The sequence below is a fragment of the Achromobacter sp. EG18 genome (genome assembly GCF_059759395.1).
The window spans coordinates 1,751,811-1,769,565 of sequence record NZ_CM186213.1; the positions used below are offsets into that span (position 1 = coordinate 1,751,811).

Sequence of the window (17,755 nt, forward strand, 5' to 3'; positions counted from 1 at the left end):
TGCGAGCGGAACAGAGGGCGCAGGTCAGCGGGGGAAATCCCCTAAACCATTGAAATAACTCACAGTAATGAAAGGGCATAAGGAAATCCCGATTAGGGAATTTGCCTAGCATCAATACATAACCTTTTGATTTTATTAATCTTTTCGCAGACGCCCATTGCCCAAATTTGGCTTGTCCTGCACAGTCGTGTACAGCAAACTACCCCGAAATTACCCCACCAACCGCCGCCTTCCACGATTGCCCCCCCTAGCAGCGCGGCCAGGAGCCAAGCATGTGCGGCCGAATCGTCCAAAAGTCCGGCCCGCTCGATTACGTCGAGCGCATATTCCCAAATCCGCGAGCCTTGTTCAGCGACCCGACCGGCCCGCTCTACAACATCCCGCCAGGCACGCGCCCCATGGCAATGCATCGCCTGACCGGCGACTTCGAACTGGAGTGCCTGCACTGAGGCTGGCGCCCGCACAATTCGAAGTACCTCATGTCCAACGCCCGGCTGGACAAAATCCTCGCCGGCGCCTGGCCCTGGAAGACGCTCACCGCGCGCGGCCGCATCCTGGTGCCGGCGGATGGCTGATACGAATGGAAGCCCCTGGCCGATGGGCCGAAGCCGCCCAAGCAGCCCTACTTCGTCCATGCCGCCGACAATTCGCCCCTGTTCTTCGCAGGTTTGAGCAACTGGCGGCTGGAGCCGAAAAGGACGAGGCCCACGGTTTCGCCATCGTCACCAATGACGCAGCTGGCGGCATGATAGACGTACACGACCGCCGGCCGGTGGCGCTGCCAGCAGACTTGGCCATCCACTGGATGGACCCGGAATTTCCCACCGCCCAGGCGCTTGCGCTGCTGGAGCATGGTCTACCGGAGACGGCCTTCACCTGGCACCCAGTGCGCCAGGAGGTCAGCAATTCCAAGTACCAGATGCCGGACGCGATCGAGCCCGTCACAGTACCCTCCACGGGCGCTCCTGCCTTCTGACATCGCATTCGGTGACTCGCCTGGGCATGTCGGGGGGGGCACTCAGATACAGCTGCTGTTTGTCGCGCGCAAGAGACGGTCGCGAACGAAGTATTCCAACCGTTTGGAATACGTGAACTTTCGTATGGACTTGTATCAAGTTCTACGCAAAAATGCCGCCACCAGCACTTCCGCAGCGGAGTAATCCTATGGTCAGCGCCTCGCCAACAGTACAACTCGCCTTTAAAGAGCGGCACCGCGGGCATCGATTGGCCATCGCGACACTTCTTACCATCACGCTGTCTGGCTGCGACACGCTCGATGCCGTCTGGACGTTTCACAAGGAGGCTTTCGCGAGCGCTGCGGAAGACGGCTCGTTGAACGAAATCGCCAACTCGGCGGCGCTTGGTGCAACGGCGGGGGCCTATGCATCCCCCAGCTCTGGCTACACAGCACCAACCCCCACGTATGCCGGCTCGAACGCCGTGGCCGCGACCAATACCCGAGAGGCGCTTACCTACCAAGACACGAAGGCCAATGCTTCGAAGAACACGATGCCTTCCGCCTACGCCACAAAATCAAGCGCTGCAGCTGCACCGTCCGGACGTACATATAGAACCGCAGACCACTGCGTAAGCTACGACGACAGCAGCAACAGCCTGGCCGATTTCTTTGAAAATCGGTGCAATTTCCCTGTCTGGATTACCTTTCTCAATCAAAACGGTGTCGGCGCAGCCGGACCCATTAAGCCCGGAAAAAGAGAAACCGTAAGCAAAGGGAAGGGAAAAGTCGAATGGGCGGCGTGCGAATATCCGGCTAGCGCGCGCGCCGGCACAACCATGCGCGATCCCGCATGGCGAGGCGGACAGTATGCCTGCGTCAGCGCCAATTGAGGCCGTGCAGACGGGTGCGACACGGGGTTCCTAGCGCCCATCCCGGCCGAGCGGCTGGTGGCCGCGGCAAGGAGAAATAGGCATCAGCCTTTCACCTTGTCGTAGAGCGTGATCGCGGCTGCCAGGGTCGGTTCCATGCCGTGGCGCGTGCCGTTCGCGGCCCACACCTCGTACTGCCAGCGGTTCTGTGCGAACACCCGGCAGATGGTCCACCCGCCAGGCCCTGCATTGGAGTACGACAATGGCGAAAAAACAAGATACACCCTCCTCCCATAAGCCACCTAGCGCGGAGCTCGCTGCTATAGAGATAAAGAAGGATTCTGTTTGAGCGTTTAGCTAAACGCCCAGAACCTAATCAAGCCAACAGCCACCTCCGGGTGGCTGTTTTCATCTCGGCCAACCTGCTGGCCATCATGCGGGAGAGGCGACAACGAGAAGTCCCCAAAAGTCCCCCAGCCTGCGGCTGGTGGCCTAAGGGGAATCCCGTAAGTCGTTGAAATAACTGACAGTAATGAAAGGGCATAAGGAAATCCCGATTAGGGAATTTGCTTATGCCCTTTAATTATTTGTACAGCGCATACTCGATACGTAAGAATTCGTCCTTGGCATAAAGCAAGACAATGGAACTTCGTCAACTCGAGGCCTTCGCGGCCGTCATGTCCACCGGCAGCGTCACCGCTGCCGGGCGCTTGCTTGGCCGGTCGCAACCGGCCATCAGCCGCCTGTTGCAGGAGCTGGAAGCCGAGATCGGCTATGCCCTGTTCGCCCGCAGCGGGCCGCGCGTGACGCCGACAGAGCAGGGTTTCCTGCTCTATGACGACGTCGAGCGCGCCCTGTCCAGCCTGCGGCAGATCCGCGACCGGGCCGAGGAGATCGCCCGGGGCCAGGCCCAGCCGCTGCTGTTGGCGGCCACCTCGGCGTTGGCCGCCGGGCTGGTGCCGGACGCGCTCAAGCGCATCGAGGCCCAGGCCGGCAATACCCGCGTCCAGCTACGCAGCGCCTCGCCCGAGCGCGTGGTACACGCCGTGCTGAGCGGCGCGGCGCAACTGGGCGCGACCAGCCTGCCGCTGGAGCATCGCGGCCTGACCGTGCACTGGATCGGCCAGGCGCCCTGTGTGGTGGCGCTGCCCGAAAACGATCCGGCCGCGCGCCATGACGTGGTGCCGGTGGCCGAGCTGGCCGGGCGCCGCGTCATCACCATGGCCAATCCCTACCGCCTGCGCCGCCGGCTGGATGCGGCGCTGGGCCATGCCGCCGGCGCCATCGAAACCAATTCGTCCGTCAACGCCCTGGCCGCCGTGCGCGCGGGCCTGGGCGTGTCGGTGCTGGAACCCATTACCGCCTACGGCGCGCCGATGGCGGGCGTGGCGATCCGCCCGATCGACCTGGACATTCCCTTTTTCTTCGGGGTCATCACTTCGCAGTCGCAGCCGCTGACGCCGGCCTGCCAGGCCATGGCCGATGCGCTGGCGCAGGCCGCCGCGCAACTGCTGCCCGGCTTCGTGCTGCACGACGCCTGCCAGCACGGCGCGCTGCTGCAGTCGATCTACGGCGATGAAACCCCTCTTACGGATACCCCCGCATGAACCAACCCCTCGCTCCCGCCCCGCAAGGCCTGGCCGCACTGGAAGCGCGCCTGCGCCAGGATTTGTCCTGGCTGGAAATCCCCGCCAAGCCCTGGGTCACGCCGCGCCTGGTCGACGGCCAGCCGGTGCTGGACGTGGCCATCATCGGCGGCGGCATGGCCGGCCTGGCCGCGGCGGCCTCGCTGACGCACCTGGGCATCGTCGCGCCGATCTTCGACCAGTCGCCCGAAGGCTATGAAGGGCCGTGGGCCACCACCGCGCGCATGGAAACCCTGCGTTCGCCCAAGCAGTTGACGGGCCCGGCGCTGGGCCTGCCCGCGCTGACCTTCCGCGCCTGGTTCGAGGCGCAGTTCGGCGCCGAAGCCTGGGAGGCGCTGGACAAGATCCCGCGTCTGCAATGGATGGACTACCTGCGCTGGTACCGCCGCGTGCTGAACCTGGACGTGCGCAACCAGCACCGCGTGCTGGCCGTGCTGCCGCGCGCCGACCGGCTGGTGCAACTGGACATCGAATCGCCCACTGGCCGCCAGACCGTGCTGGCGCGCCGCGTGGTGCTGGCCACCGGCCGCGACGGCCTGGGCGGCGCCTACGTGCCGGACTTCGCGCGCAAGCTGCCGCGCGACCGCTGGGCGCATTCGTCGGACGTGCTGGACTACGCCACCCTGGCCGGCAAGCGCGTCGGCGTGGTGGGCGCGGGCGCGTCGGCCATGGACAGCGCCGCCACCGCCCTGGAAGCGGGCGCGGCCAGCGTCGACCTGCTGATCCGCCGCGACGACATTCCGCGCATCAACAAGGGCAAGGGCGCCGGCAACCCCGGCCTGACCCACGGCCACCTGAACTTGCCCGATGAATGGAAGTGGAAGATCCGCCACTACATCAACGCCGCCCAGGTGCCGCCGCCGCGCGGTAGCACGCTGCGCGTGTCCCGCCACCCGAACGCCCGCTTCAATCTGGGCTGCGGCGTGCAGGACCTGGCGCTGGTCAATGACGAAATCCGCGTCACCACGCCCAAGGGCGTCTTCACGCTGGACTTCCTGGTGTTCTCGACCGGCTTTCGCATCGACTGGACCGTGCGTCCGGAATTCGCCGCGCTGGCGCCGCACGTGCGCGCCTGGGGCGACCGCTACACCCCGCCCGCCGGCGAGGAAGACCAGGAGCTGCATGATTCGCCCGACCTGGGCGCGGCCTTCGAATTGCAGGAGAAGACCCCGGGCGCCTGTCCGGGCCTGGACCGGGTGCACTGCTTCTCGTACCCGGCCGCGCTGACGCACGGCACCGTGTCGGGCGACATCCCCGCCATCAGCGAAGGCGCCAAGCGCCTGGCGCAGGGTATCGCCGGCCTCTTCTACCGCGAGGACGTGGCCACGCACTACGCCAACATGGAAGCGTTCGCGGAACCCGAGGTGTTCGGCGACGAATGGACGCCGGCCCCGGCGCCCGGCGCGGCCCGGCAGGCGGAGACCGCGCAATGACCGCTTGGCTGCTCCGCCGCGTGGCGCAAGCCGCGGTGGTCGTGTTCCTGATGACGCTGATCGTCTTCGTCGGGCTGCACGCCATCGGCAACCCCGTCGACATCCTGATCGGCCAGGACGTCGACCAGGTCGACCGCGCCCGCATCATCGCCGAACTGGGGCTGGACAAGCCCCTGTGGCAACAGTACCTGGGCTTTCTGAACGGGGCGCTGCACGGCAACCTGGGCAACAGCTTCGTCTACAACATCCCCGCCGTGGAACTGGTGATCCAGCGCCTGCCGGCGACCCTGGAACTGGCCATCGCCGCGCTGCTGCTGGCGGTGATCATCGGGCTGCCGCTGGGCCTGTTGGCCGGGCTGTATCCCGACAGCCGTTTCTCCAAGCTGGTGATGGCGGGCAGCATCGTCGGCTTCTCGCTGCCGACCTTCTGGGTCGCGCTGATGCTGATCATGACCTTCAGCGTGTCGCTGGGCTGGCTGCCGGCCAGCGGCCGCGGCCAGACGGTGGAATTCCTGGGCTTCCAGTGGTCGTGGCTGACGGCCGACGGCTGGCGCCACCTGATCCTGCCGGCGCTGAACCTGTCGCTGTTCAAGATCTCGCTGGTGATCCGCCTGACCCGCGCCGGCGTGCGCGACGTGATGCCGCTGGACTTCGTCAAGTTCGCCCGCGCCAAGGGCCTGTCGCCGTTCCGGGTGGTCTGTGTGCACGTGCTGCGCAACACCATGATCCCGCTGGTGACGGTGCTGGGCCTGGAGCTGGGCTCGACCATCGCCTTCGCCGTCATCACCGAAAGCATCTTCGCCTGGCCCGGCGCCGGCAAGCTGATCCTGGACAGCCTGAACGCGCTGGACCGCCCGGTGATCGTGGCCTACCTGATCGTGGTGGTGTGCCTGTTCGTGACGCTCAACCTGATCGTCGACATCCTGTACAAAGTGCTGGACCCGCGGGTGCGGCTGGAGGCCTCGGCATGAGCGCTCCGAACACTCCCCAGGCAAATGCCATGCAAACCGCCACATCCGCCGCGCCCGCGCTCAAGCGCGAATCGCCCTGGCGCCGCAACCTGCTGGAATTCCTGTCGTCCAAGACGGCGGTGTTCGGGCTGGTGATCGCCACCCTGCTGATCCTGGCCGCCATCCTGGCGCCGTGGATCTCGCCGCAGAACCCCTACGACCTGCTGCAGATCGACGTGCTGGACGCGCGCCTGGCGCCGGGCACGATGAACGGCCTGAACACCTTCCACTACTGGCTCGGCACCGACGGCCAGGGCCGCGACCTGCTGTCGGGCATCCTGTACGGCCTGCGCATCAGCCTGATGGTGGGCGTGGGCTCGGCGCTGATCGCCGGCATCATCGGCACGCTGCTGGGCCTGCTGGCGGCGTACGCCGGCGGCAAGGTCGACGCGCTGATCATGCGGCTGGTGGACCTGATCCTGTCGTTCCCGTCGATCCTGGTGGCCATGATGATCCTGGCCTACCTGGGCAAGGGCGTGGGCAACGTGGTGCTGACGCTGGTGATCCTGGAATGGGCCTACTACGCCCGCACCGCGCGCGGCCAGGCCCTGGTCGAGCGCCGCCGCGAGTACGTCGAGGCGGCGCGCTGCCTGGACATCCCCAACTGGCGGATCATGCTCAAGCACATCCTGCCCAACTGCCTGCCGCCGCTGATCGTCATCGGCACCCTGCAGATCGCGCGCGCCATCACGCTCGAAGCCACCCTGAGCTTCCTGGGCCTGGGCGTGCCCGTGACCGAGCCGTCGCTGGGGCTGCTGATCTCCAACGGCTTCCAATACATGCTGTCCGGCGAATACTGGATCAGTTTCTACCCCGGCATCGCGCTGCTGATCACCATCGTCGCCATCAACCTGGTGGGCGACCGCCTGCGCGACGTGCTGAACCCGAGGACCCACAAATGAGCGCCGCCCGTCCCGTCGCGGCGCCGGCCGCCGCCAACGTGCCGACCCTGGAAGTGCGCAACCTGCGCACCCACTTCTTCACCCGCGCCGGCACCCTGCCCGCCGTGGACGACGTGTCGTTCACGCTGGAGCGCGGCAAGATCCTGGGCCTGGTCGGCGAGTCCGGCTCGGGCAAATCCGTCACCGGCTTTTCGATCATGGGCCTGGTGGACGCCCCCGGCCGCGTGGTCGGCGGCCAGGTGCTGTTCCAGGGCCGCGACCTGACCCAGCTGGCCCCGCGCGAACTACGCAAGCTGCAGGGCAACCGCATCGCCATGATCTTCCAGGATCCGATGATGACGTTGAACCCGGTGCTGCGGGTCGACGTGCAGATGATCGAAACGGTGCGCGCCCACAACAGCATGAGCAAGGCGCAGGCGCGCGAGCTGGCCCGCGACACGCTCGGCATGATGGGCATTCCCAGCCCGGAAGAACGGCTGCTGGCGTATCCGCACCAGTTGCCCGGCGGCATGCGCCAGCGCGTGGCGATCGCCATCGCCATGCTGCACCGGCCCGACCTCATCATCGCCGACGAGCCGACCACGGCGTTGGACGTCACCATCCAGGCGCAGATCCTGTCCGAAGTGCAGAAGCTGGCGCAGCAACACGGCACCAGCCTCATCTGGATCACCCACGACCTGTCGGTGGTGGCGGGCCTGGCCGACGACGTGGCGGTGATGTACGCCGGCCGCATCGTCGAACACGGCAAGGTCGACGACGTGCTCGACCGTCCGCAGCATCCCTACACGGTGGGCCTGATCGACAGCCTGCCCAGCAACAACCAGCGCGGCCAACGCCTGCGCCAGATTCCCGGCATGACACCCAACCTGCTCACCCTGCCCGCCGGCTGTGCCTTCGCGGCGCGCTGCGCGCGCGCCACGGCGCAATGCGGCCAGCAGCCCGCCATCACCGACGTGCTGCCCGGCCATCAGGTGCGCTGCTTTCATCCGTCGCGCCAACCGGGCGAGGTGACGGCATGAGCTCGACGACGATTCCGGATACCCGCGACGGCGCCAACGCCACCCCGCTCATCGACCTGCGCCAGGTCAGCAAGCGCTTCGGCGAACGCCCCGTGGGCGCCGCCGGCCGGGCCTTGCAGCGCCTGGGCCTGTCCAAGCCGCCCGCCATCACCCGCGCCGTCGATCATGTGGACCTGCTGGTGCGCCCCGGCGAAGTGGTCGGCCTGGTCGGCGAGTCCGGCTGCGGCAAGTCCACGCTGGGCCGCATCGCGGCCGGCCTGCTGACGCCGTCCGGCGGCGAGGTGCTGATCAACGGCCAGCGCCCCGCCGACATGACGCCGGCCCAGGCCCACGCCGCGCGCCTGAAGGTGCAGATGATCTTCCAGGACCCATATGCCAGCCTGAACCCGCGCCTGCGCGTGGACGAGATCGTCGGCGAGGCGGCGCGCATCCACGGCCTGGTCGGCAACGGCGACTTCGACGACTACGTCAGCGCGCAGCTGCAACGCGCCGGCCTCGACCCGGCCCTGCGCCAGCGCTATCCGCACCAGTTCAGCGGCGGCCAGCGCCAGCGCATCGGCATCGCCCGCGCCCTGGCGGTGCAGCCGTCGATGCTGGTGTGCGACGAGGCCGTGGCCGCGCTGGACGTGTCGATCCAGGCGCAGATCCTGAATCTGTTCATGGACCTGCGCGAACAGCTCAACCTGACGTACCTGTTCATCAGCCATGACCTGGGCGTGGTCGAGCACCTGTCGGACCGCGTGGTCATCATGTACCTGGGCCGCGTGGTCGAGACGGCGCCGGTGGACGAGGTCTTCCGCCGCCCCAACCATCCGTACACCCAGGCGCTGCTGGCCGAGATCCCCAACCTGAAATCGCGCCACAAGACCTTCACCGCCATCAAGGGAGAGATTCCCAGCCCGCTCAACCCGCCCGGCGGCTGCCACTTCCACCCGCGCTGTCCGCATGCGATGGCGCGCTGCAAAACCGAGGTTCCCACCCTGAAGGGAATCGCCATCAACCACCTGAGCGCCTGTCACCTGAACGACATGGCCTGAAAGAAGTTCCCCCTCACCAAGGACCCCGAACATGAAACGCCTGATTCTCTCGACCCTGACCGCCGCCATCCTGGGCGCGTCCGCCGCGGCCTCGGCCGACAACCTGTCGATCGGCTTTGCCGATCCGCTGTCCTCGCTCGACCCGCAACTGAACAACCACGCCGGCGACCGCTCGGTGGCCCTGCACTTCTGGGACCTGCTGATCGAGAACAAGTGGAACAAGCTGCAGCCCGGCCTGGCCGTGAGCTGGAAGCCGCTGGACAGCACCACCTGGGAATTCAAGCTGCGCGAAGGCGTCAAGTGGCAGGACGGCACGCCGTTCACCGCCGACGACCTGATCTACTCGTACACCCGCGCCCGCGCCGTGCCCGGCAGCGTCGCCACCTACGCCGGCTACCTGCGCACCATCGACACGATGACCGCCAAGGACCCGCTGACCCTGATCGTCAAGACCAAGGCGCCCAACCCCGACCTGCCGCTGAACCTGGCGTCGGTGCACGTGGTCAGCAAGCACGTCGGCGAGAAGTCCACCACCGAGGACTACAACTCGGGCAAGGCCATGGTCGGCACCGGCCCCTACAAGTTCGTGTCCTACACCCCCGGCGACCGCGTCATCATGGAACGCAACGACGGCTACTGGGGCGAGAAGGCCACCTGGGACAAGGTCAACTACCGCTACATCAACAACGCCGCCGCCCGCACCGCCGCGCTGCTGGCCGGCGACGTCGACGTGATCGACAAGGTCTCGGTGTCCGACCTGGCCAAGCTGCAAAAGGCCGCCAACATCTCGGTCTATCCGTACGACGGCCTGCGCGTCATGATCCTGCAGCCCAGCTTCAACCCCGCGCCGAATCAGTACATCACCGACAACAACGGCAAGCCGCTGGACAAGAACCCGCTACTGGACGTGCGCGTGCGCCAGGCGCTGAACCTGGCGATCAACCGCAAGGCCATCGCCGACCGCATCCTGCAGGGCGCCGCCACCGAAGCCAACCAGTGGATGCCCAAGGGCACCTTCGGCTACAACCCCGACGTCAAGGACATCCCCAACGACGTCGAAAAGGCCAAGAAGCTGCTGGCCGAAGCCGGTTTCCCTGACGGCTTCAAGCTGACCATGCACGTGCCCAACGACCGCTACCCGCAAGGCCCGGAAACGGCCCAGGCGGTGGCGCAGTTCTGGACCCGCATCGGCGTCAAGACGCAAGTGGAAGTGGTGCCATGGGCCGTGTACTCGGGCCGCGCCAACAAGAACGAATTCGCGGTCAGCATGCTGGCCTGGGGCAACGGCACGGGCGAAGCCAGCTACGCGCTGGTCAACATCCTGGCCACCGTCGACGCCAAGAAGGGCCTGGGCGCCTCCAACTGGGGCCACTACAGCAACCCCAAGGTCGACGCCGCGCTGGACCAGTCCACCTCGGAATTCGACGTGGCCAAGCGTGAAGCCATCCTGCGCGACTCGGTCAAGCTGGTGTCCGACGACGTCGGCATCATCCCGCTGTACCACTACAAGAACATCTGGGCCGCCAAGAAGGGCCTGAAGGTCACCCCCATGACCAGCGACCGCACCGCCGCCATGATGGTCACCAAGGACTCGGCCAAGTAAGGCGCGCATCATGGTTCCTACCCTGAGCATCCAACCCGCCGACGCGCTCATCGACGTGCCCCGCCAGATCCGGGTGGAGCACGTCGCGCCCGGCCAGACGGTGGAGATCACCGCCCTCACCCGCCGCAACGGCGTGCTGTGGCAAAGCCACGCCGCCTTCGTCGCGGGCGAGGACGGCGTGGTCGACCTGACGCGCGACGCGCCCGTCTCGGGCGACTACAGCGGCCTCTCGCCCATGGGCCTGGTGTGGTCGCAGTCGCCCGTGGACTCGCCCAGCCGCGAGCACTTCAACCATCCCGTGACCGAAGCGCTGGTCACCGAGGTCGTGGCGCGCGTGGCCGGCGCCCAGAGCGTGGCGCGCTTCACCCAGCGCCTGGCGGCCGAAGGCGTCACCCGCCAGGACGTGCGCGAGGAAGGCCTGGTCGGCACGCTCTACCTGCCGCCCGGCGCCACGCCCGGCTCGCATCCCGCCGTGCTGATCCTGAACGGCTCGGGCGGCGGCATCAACGAACCGCGCGCCGCGCTGTATGCGTCGCGCGGCTACGCCGCCTTCGCCCTGGCCTATTTCAAGGCGCCGGGCCTGTCGGACTACATCTCCAACACGCCGCTGGAGTACTTCCAGACCGGCCTGCGCTGGCTGCGCAAAAAGGTCCAGCCCAAGCACGACTTCGTCGCCATCAGCGGCCAGTCGCGCGGCGGCGAACTGGTGCTGCTGCTGGGCGCCACCTTCCCCACGGAAGTGTCGGCGGTCGTGGCCTACGTGCCGGGCGCCGTGGTCCACAGCGGCCAGAACGCCTGCGACCCCAAGATCGGCCGCGAAGGCCCGACCTGGCTGCTGGGCGGCAAGCCCCTGCCGCACGTCTGGGAAAACAACCGCACCGCCACCTGGGCGCCGTTCGACGAAGGCCCCGCGCCGCATCGTCACGAAAAGGCCATCCTCACCGCGCTGCAGGACCCCGACGCCGTGGCCCGCGCCCGCATCAGGGTCGAGGACATCCAGGGCCCGGTGATGCTGCTGTCGGCCACCGACGACGGCTCGTGGCCGTCCAGCCTGTACTCGAAGATGGTGCGCGACAAGCTGGCCGAGGTGAAGCATCCGTATCCGGTCCAATGGCTGGACTACGAGAACGGCGGCCACTCGATCCTGTTCCCCTACGTGCCCACCACGCAACTGGTCTACGCCCACCCCGTGTCCGGCAAGATCAGCACCAGCGGCGGCAACCCCAAGGACAACGCGCGCGCCGACGAGCAATCGTGGGAAGGCGTGCTGAAGTTCCTGGACGCCGCGGTCAAGGCGCGCGGCCAGGCCGCGCCGTCCGCGAACCGCGCCGAAGCCGGCGCGGCCGCCACGCCCGGCAATGCCGGCTGAACGACATCCAAGGAGACTTTCTCAATGGCACAACCACCCATCGTCTATGACGCCGCCCGCGACCTGGTGGACCAGCTCGTCGGCCTGAAGGCCGACAGCGCCACCTACGCCGTGCGCCACCAGCGCGACAAGGTCGCCGCCGCCACCCAGGGCAGCTACGACGCCCTGTTCGACCCGGCCCTGCCCGGCCTGACGCTGGCCGAGCGCCTGCTGGTCGCGCTGTACGCCGCGCGCCTGACGCCGTCGCCGGCGCTGGCCGCGCACTACCGCCAGCGCCTGGTCGAGGCCGGCGCCAGCGCCGCCGACATCCAGGTGGCCGAGTCCGGCAAGCCGGCGGACGCCGCCGACCCGCGCCTGGCCGCGATCCTGGAATTCACCCGCAAGCTGATCGAAAAGCCCGTCGAAGGCGACGAAGCCGCGCTCAAGACCCTGCCGGCCGCCGGCGTCTCCACGCCCGCCGTGGTCACGCTGTCGCAACTGGTGGCGTTCCTGTCGTATCAGGTGCGCCTCGTCGCCGGCCTGCAGGCCATGCTGGCGCTGGAAACCAAGCCGATTGCGGCCGGTACCCCGCCCGCGCCCTTCCCGGCCAACACCGCCGCCACCGAACCCGGTGACGTCATCAAGGCCCACGGCTTCACCAACGAAGTGCTGGAGTGGAAGGCGTGGCTGGACGTGGTCCAGGTCGACAGCGCCACGCCCGAGCAGATCGCGGTCCTGGAAGAAAGCCACCCCAAGGCCAAGGTCTCGGATTACTACTTGTTCCTGGTGCACCAGCCCGAGATCCTGCGCCAGCGCTCCACCGCGTTCAACGCCATCATGTACGCGCCCGGCGGCCTGTCGCGCGCCGAGCGTGAACTGGGCGCGACCGTGGTGTCGCGCGTCAACGGCTGCGTCTACTGCGCGTCGGTGCACGCGCAGCGATTCGAGCAACTGGCCAAGCGCAACGACGTGATCGCGCAGGTGTTCGAAGACCCGGCCACCGCCGGCACCACCGCGCGCGAGCTGGCGATCGGCAAGTTCTCGATCCAGATCACGGACGCGCCGGCCTCGGTGGATGCGGCCAGCATTCAGGCGTTGAAGGACGTGGGCCTGAGCGACGGCGAAGTGCTGGACCTGCTGCATTCGGACGCGATCTTCGCGTGGGCCAATCGGTTGATGTTGAACCTGGGCGAGCCGGTGGTCGTGCAGGTCTGACGGCGGCATTTTCGTTAAACTGGCGCTTTCCGCCTATTCATGCGCCCCGCCCCACGCGGGGCGCATTGCCTTACCCCCATGTCCGACAAAACCCACGACATCCGCCCCGGCCAGTCGATTGAACTGCTCAAGGCCCTGCACATCCTGACCCGCGACGGCAAGATGAACCAGGACAGCCGCCGCAAGCTCAAGCAGGTCTACCACCTGTTCCAGTTCATCGAACCGCTGCTCAAGGACGTCCAGCAACAACGCGGCGCCGTCACCCTGGCCGACCACGGCGCGGGCAAGTCGTACCTGGGCTTCATCCTGTACGACCTGTTCTTCAAGGAACAACCGGACGCGCTGAAGAACGGCTCGCACATCTACGGCATCGAAACCCGCGAGGAACTGGTCAAGTCATCGGAAGAGCTGGCCAAACGCCTGGGCTTTGGCGGCATGTCGTTCCTGAACCTGTCGGTGGCCGAATCCATCACCTCCGACAAACTGCCCGCGACCATCGACGTGGTCACGGCCCTGCACGCCTGCAACACCGCCACCGACGACGCGATCCATTTCGCGCTGGAGAAAAAGGCCAAGTACATCGTGGTGGTGCCCTGCTGCCAGGCGGAAGTGGCGTCGGTACTGAGAAAGAACAAGGCCAAGGCGCTGGCCGATCCGCTGGCGGAAATCTGGCGGCATCCGCTGCATACGCGGGAATTTGGCAGTCAGATCACGAACGTGCTGCGGTGCTTGCAACTGGAAGCCCATGGGTATCAGGTCAGCGTGACGGAGCTGGTTGGGTGGGAGCATTCGATGAAGAATGAGCTGATCATCGCGCAGTACAAGGATCTACCGCGTCGGAAGCCTGCGGAACGGCTGACGGAGATGCTGGATCGGATCGGGTTGCAGGAGTTGAAGGATCGGTTTTTCCTGCCGGAAGCTGTGACGACGTCCTGAGCGCAACGGCAGGACATCGCTGGATTCAATCACCGGAGCTTCGACGCAACCGATCCGTCGACTGCTTGTTCAGCCGCTTTGCCTCGGCTTCCGCGTAGTCTTCCTCGCCCTGTTCGTATTTGCCTTCATACATGCAACTGCTGCGGGCCAAGCCGCACTCGCCGATTATTGAAGAGCAGCCCGAGCTCAACGCAGCGAGAAATAGCACAATACCGTAACGGCCCAACGTTTGAATCGACATATGGCTCCTTGGGGAATCACGGTAGTGTACCGGCGACGATGGCAACCACAGCCTCGGGGCGGGGTAAAAAATAGTGTCAACCGTCGGCGCCGGCTGGCAGCAACACCGGCCAGCGCGGCTGAAAACCGAGTACTGACCGCATCACGGCATTGGAACAGTGAAAAAGCGGAGGCCATCACGGCGCCACACAGACAGAACGGCAATCCGGCTCGCGCGGGATTGCCGTTCTGCTTTATTGTTCTACCCTTCGAGAATGCCCGCCCCGCTGTCGCCATGCCCGCGCTGCCGACAGACGCCATGACTCCGGAGCCCGTATGCCACTAGTCCCGTTTTCGACGCCCCAACCCGGCCGCGACAAGCGATGGCTGTTGATGCACAGCCGCCAGGCCGCGCAGGCGCATGGCTCGGATCAAGTCCTTGTCTACGATGCGCCGCCGGATGCGGCCACGCTGGCGACGATCGAATACGTCCATCTATGGGCGCCGCCCCTGGACCCGATGGAGGAATTGCCGGCATTGATCGCGCGCCTGCCGTCCCTGACCCATCTGTCCATCGGACCCGGCAATATCCAGGCCTCGGTGGTCAAGAACCTGCGCGCCGAGATGCTGCCGGCCAGCCTGCGGCATCTGTCGATTTTTGATTGCCCGGGGTCACATGCCTGGTTGGCGGGGCCGATGCCGCAGTTGGAATCGCTGGAGGTCAACGTTCCGATGCGGTTCAAGGCGGAGGATTTTCCGGCGCTGAAGTCGCTGTCGATGTTGCCGGACAAACCCGGCAAACTGCTAGATCAGGCCTTGCGGCTGCCGCTGCAGGAATTAAATCTGTTCAATGTCCCGTTCGATGAATCGCTGTTTCACCGCATCGCGGCGTTGCCCCTGTTATCGCTGGGCCTGATGGCGGGCCGCTCCTTGAAAACGCTGGCGGGAATCGAACAGCTTTCCGGACTGCGTTCATTGCGGCTCAAGAACCAAAGCCTGTTGGAAACCATTGGCCCGATTGCCGCCCTGCCGGCGTTGGAACAATTGAATATCCAGTATTGCAAGCGGATCACCGATATCAATACCCTGGAGGCGCTGCCCGCCCTGCAAGACCTGACCCTGGTGGGCTGCGGCAATATCCGCCTGGGTGTACTGGAAGCCAAGCTGAAAACCAAACTACGGCATTCCAACATCGCGGCAACGACATAGCTGCATGAGCACTCGCCTCCCGCATCATGGATTCGAAAACCTCGAACGCGGGCCGCCCACCGACGCGCCCGCCCCGCCATCAATCCGCCCGCCTCACCACTGATACCCCACCTTCAAACTGACCACCCTCCCCGCCCCCGCGAAGCAGCCGTTATCCAGGTCATAGCATCCCCCGCTATACCGCTTGTCCGTCAAGTTCGACACATTCAACTGCACCTTCGTCCCTTTCAAGCTGGGCACCTGCCGCCCCAGGTCGTAATGCAGTTGCACATCCACCAACGTGTATCCCGGCACGCGGAAGTCCTGCAGCGTCTTGTATCCGCCCCAGCTTCCGCCGTTATGCCGCACCCCGAGCGCCGCGCCCAACCCCGACGGGGCATCCCACGCCAGCCAGACGCCGCCAAAGCGCGTCGGCACGCGCGAGGGCGTCCTGCCCACTTCGTTGGCGTTGCCTTTGGTGTATTCGACGTTCTGCCACGTATAGGCCGCGATCACGCTCCACTGCGGCGACAGCCGCGCATGCGCTTCCAGCTCCAGCCCGCGCGAGCGGACCTCGCCCGACTGCACGGATAGGCGCGGGTTGGCGGGGTCGGCGCTCAGCACGTTGGTCTGGGTCAGGTGGTAGATCGCCGCGGAGAACAAGGCGTCCCAGTTCTCCGGCTGGTACTTGAGGCCGGTCTCGAACAACTCGCCCCGGGTCGGCTTGAACGGCTCGCCGCTGGCGGACAGGCTGTTCACGGGCTCGAAGGACTGCGCGTAGGTGGCATACGGCGCCAGGCCATTGCCGAAGCGATACAGCGTGCCGACGCGCACGGTGGTTGCCTGGTCCTTCTGGGTGAAGCCGCTGTGCCAGAGCCTGTCGGTGGAATCGATGGTCGACCAGTCCTGGCGCACGCCGACGGTGGCGTGCCAGTTGCCCAGCGCGACCTGGTCCTGCACGTAAAGGCCGGTCAGCGTCGAGCGCATGCCCTTGTCCATGACGGTGGGCGGGACGGGCTGCCGCGCGCCGTAGACGGGGCTGTAGATATCCAGCTTGGTGCCGTTGTAGGTCGTGCGGTAGTCGCCGTCGCCGCGCATCTGCTCCCACACCAGGCCGGCCAGCAGTTCGTGGCGCGCGGCGCCGGTGGCGAAGCGGCCTTTCAACTGGTTGTCCAGGGTGAAGCTGTCGTAGCGCTCGGTGGAACCGAGCACCTGGCGGTCGATGGTGCGCAGGTCCGGTTGCAAGGCGGCCAGGACCACGGCGTCATAGTCGCTGTCGACGCGGGTGTAGCGGCCGTTCAGGCTCATCGACCAGTCGCCCGCCAGCTTCTGGTCGAACTGGTAGCCCACGGCGCGGATGGTGCGCGCGAACGTGTCGTAGCCCGGCTCGCCCACGTTGAAGCGGGGCGGCAGTTGGCCATGGGGGTTGGGCAGTACGCTGCCGATGCCCGGCACCGACGAGATCATGCCCAGGCCGGGATCGTCCTGGTAGCGCGCGTACAGCGTCAAGCGGGTGGCAGCGCTGGGTTGCCAGGTCAGCGAGGGCGCGACCGCGCGGCGGCGCAGCCAGGTGCCGTCCAGTTGGCCATCGCTGTTCATGGCGGTGCCGACGACCCGGAACAGCAGCGTGCCGCGTTCGTCGGCCTTGCCGCCCAGATCGAACGAGCCGCGACGGTAGCGGCTGGTGCCGCCCTCAAGCTCAATGAGGCGCACGGCGTCTTCGCGCGGCAGCTTGCTGGTCAGCGCAATGACGCCGCCGGGCGTGGAGGTGCCGTACAGCACCGAGGCGGGGCCGCGCAGCACTTCCATGCGTTCGAGCAGGAAAGGATCGACCTGCTGGCCGCCGAAGACGACGCCGCGGTTCAGGCGCATGCCGTCCAGGAAGGTGTCGACGGGGCCGTTGCCCGTGCTGAAGCCGCGGATGCTCATGTCGTCATAGGCGGTGACGGCGCCCCAGGATTCAGTGGCGACGCCGGGCGCGTAGCGAAAGGCCTCGTTGACCGAGCGCACGTTGCGCGCGTCCATCTGCTCGCGGGTGACCACCGAGAGGGACTGCGGCGTCTCGATCAGGGGCGTATCGGTGCGCGTGGCGGAACTGGAGCGACGCGGCACCACGCCATCGTCCTGTGCAATGCCGACGACCTCGACGGACGGCAAGGTGGGCGCGTCCCCCGCCTTGGCCGCTGCGGCCGCCTGCGCCGCGCCGGGCTGGGTCCAGGCCAACAGCAGCAAATGAAATCCGACGGTAAGAACCCGGGGTGATGCGCATCTGGCGCGGGATTGGAAGATCATGAGCGTGGTCCGTTTGTTTGATGGCATGCATCCCGAGACCCGGCGCGTGTCGCCGGGCGCGATGTATGGGCATTGCTTGG

The 17,755-nt window shown here is 66.4% G+C and carries 18 protein-coding genes; 16 read left to right on the top strand and 2 right to left on the bottom strand.

All coding sequences use genetic code 11. The features are described 5' to 3' along the window. The first annotated feature begins 272 nt into the window (after nucleotides 1-272). The 15 genes from AC6CR5_RS08100 to AC6CR5_RS08170 all read left to right on the top strand — a co-directional run bounded on the left by AC6CR5_RS08100 (nucleotide 273) and on the right by AC6CR5_RS08170 (nucleotide 13,976). Nucleotides 273-449 (top strand): hypothetical protein, encoded by a 177-nt coding sequence (locus tag AC6CR5_RS08100; protein WP_223821425.1) that lies wholly within the window; start codon nucleotides 273-275, stop codon nucleotides 447-449. A gap of 30 nt (nucleotides 450-479) precedes the next feature. Further along, nucleotides 480-575: an SOS response-associated peptidase gene (locus AC6CR5_RS08105; RefSeq protein ID WP_223821426.1), complete on the top strand. Its 96-nt coding sequence runs from the start codon at nucleotides 480-482 to the stop codon at nucleotides 573-575. Between the two features lie 15 nt (nucleotides 576-590). Next, the gene (locus AC6CR5_RS08110; RefSeq protein WP_332909760.1) at nucleotides 591-749 is read left to right on the top strand and encodes a hypothetical protein; all 159 of its coding nucleotides are present in this window, start codon (nucleotides 591-593) and stop codon (nucleotides 747-749) included. Further along, a complete protein-coding gene (locus tag AC6CR5_RS08115) occupies nucleotides 746-976 on the top strand; it encodes an SOS response-associated peptidase family protein (protein WP_238920776.1) in 231 nt (76 codons plus the stop codon). The genes AC6CR5_RS08110 and AC6CR5_RS08115 overlap by 4 nt, the downstream gene beginning before the upstream one ends. Before the next feature lie 188 nt (nucleotides 977-1,164). Next, nucleotides 1,165-1,848, top strand: a complete 684-nt coding sequence (locus AC6CR5_RS08120; RefSeq protein ID WP_498085465.1) for a hypothetical protein — start codon at nucleotides 1,165-1,167, stop codon at nucleotides 1,846-1,848. A gap of 620 nt (nucleotides 1,849-2,468) precedes the next feature. Continuing rightward, a complete protein-coding gene (locus tag AC6CR5_RS08125; RefSeq protein WP_498085466.1) occupies nucleotides 2,469-3,434 on the top strand; it encodes a LysR family transcriptional regulator in 966 nt (321 codons plus the stop codon). Further along, entirely contained in the window at nucleotides 3,431-4,906 is a 1,476-nt protein-coding gene (locus tag AC6CR5_RS08130; protein ID WP_110059532.1) for a flavin-containing monooxygenase, read from the top strand. The genes AC6CR5_RS08125 and AC6CR5_RS08130 overlap by 4 nt, the downstream gene beginning before the upstream one ends. Beyond that, on the top strand, nucleotides 4,903-5,877 hold the full coding sequence (locus AC6CR5_RS08135) for an ABC transporter permease (protein WP_006387061.1): 975 nt from the start codon (nucleotides 4,903-4,905) through the stop codon (nucleotides 5,875-5,877). The genes AC6CR5_RS08130 and AC6CR5_RS08135 overlap by 4 nt, the downstream gene beginning before the upstream one ends. A gap of 29 nt (nucleotides 5,878-5,906) precedes the next feature. After that, nucleotides 5,907-6,818: an ABC transporter permease gene (locus AC6CR5_RS08140; RefSeq protein WP_498085467.1), complete on the top strand. Its 912-nt coding sequence runs from the start codon at nucleotides 5,907-5,909 to the stop codon at nucleotides 6,816-6,818. After that, nucleotides 6,815-7,837 carry an ABC transporter ATP-binding protein gene (locus AC6CR5_RS08145; RefSeq protein ID WP_498085468.1) on the top strand — a complete coding sequence of 341 codons (1,023 nt, stop codon included), beginning with the start codon at nucleotides 6,815-6,817 and terminating at the stop codon, nucleotides 7,835-7,837. The genes AC6CR5_RS08140 and AC6CR5_RS08145 overlap by 4 nt, the downstream gene beginning before the upstream one ends. Continuing rightward, nucleotides 7,834-8,874: an ABC transporter ATP-binding protein gene (locus tag AC6CR5_RS08150; protein ID WP_051429064.1), complete on the top strand. Its 1,041-nt coding sequence runs from the start codon at nucleotides 7,834-7,836 to the stop codon at nucleotides 8,872-8,874. The genes AC6CR5_RS08145 and AC6CR5_RS08150 overlap by 4 nt, the downstream gene beginning before the upstream one ends. A 31-nt stretch (nucleotides 8,875-8,905) precedes the next feature. Continuing rightward, the gene (locus AC6CR5_RS08155) at nucleotides 8,906-10,477 is read left to right on the top strand and encodes an ABC transporter substrate-binding protein (RefSeq protein ID WP_006387057.1); all 1,572 of its coding nucleotides are present in this window, start codon (nucleotides 8,906-8,908) and stop codon (nucleotides 10,475-10,477) included. 10 nt (nucleotides 10,478-10,487) lie between these two features. Then, nucleotides 10,488-11,846: an acyl-CoA thioester hydrolase/BAAT C-terminal domain-containing protein gene (locus tag AC6CR5_RS08160; RefSeq protein WP_498085469.1), complete on the top strand. Its 1,359-nt coding sequence runs from the start codon at nucleotides 10,488-10,490 to the stop codon at nucleotides 11,844-11,846. Nucleotides 11,847-11,870: 24 nt separating this feature from the next. After that, nucleotides 11,871-13,040, top strand: a complete 1,170-nt coding sequence (locus AC6CR5_RS08165; RefSeq protein WP_082401910.1) for a CMD domain protein — start codon at nucleotides 11,871-11,873, stop codon at nucleotides 13,038-13,040. Between the two features lie 78 nt (nucleotides 13,041-13,118). Beyond that, the gene (locus tag AC6CR5_RS08170; RefSeq protein WP_498085470.1) at nucleotides 13,119-13,976 is read left to right on the top strand and encodes a class I SAM-dependent methyltransferase; all 858 of its coding nucleotides are present in this window, start codon (nucleotides 13,119-13,121) and stop codon (nucleotides 13,974-13,976) included. A gap of 25 nt (nucleotides 13,977-14,001) precedes the next feature. Here AC6CR5_RS08170 and AC6CR5_RS08175 read toward each other — a convergent pair whose 3' ends face one another. Then, nucleotides 14,002-14,217 (bottom strand): hypothetical protein, encoded by a 216-nt coding sequence (locus AC6CR5_RS08175; protein WP_006384150.1) that lies wholly within the window; start codon nucleotides 14,215-14,217, stop codon nucleotides 14,002-14,004. A 314-nt stretch (nucleotides 14,218-14,531) separates the two neighbouring features. Between AC6CR5_RS08175 and AC6CR5_RS08180 the strand changes: the two genes are divergently transcribed. Next, on the top strand, nucleotides 14,532-15,404 hold the full coding sequence (locus AC6CR5_RS08180) for a leucine-rich repeat domain-containing protein (RefSeq protein ID WP_498085471.1): 873 nt from the start codon (nucleotides 14,532-14,534) through the stop codon (nucleotides 15,402-15,404). Nucleotides 15,405-15,497: 93 nt separating this feature from the next. Here the strand turns inward: AC6CR5_RS08180 and AC6CR5_RS08185 are convergent, their stop codons facing one another. Continuing rightward, nucleotides 15,498-17,615 (bottom strand): TonB-dependent siderophore receptor, encoded by a 2,118-nt coding sequence (locus AC6CR5_RS08185; protein WP_498085472.1) that lies wholly within the window; start codon nucleotides 17,613-17,615, stop codon nucleotides 15,498-15,500. Nucleotides 17,616-17,755 lie beyond the last annotated feature (140 nt).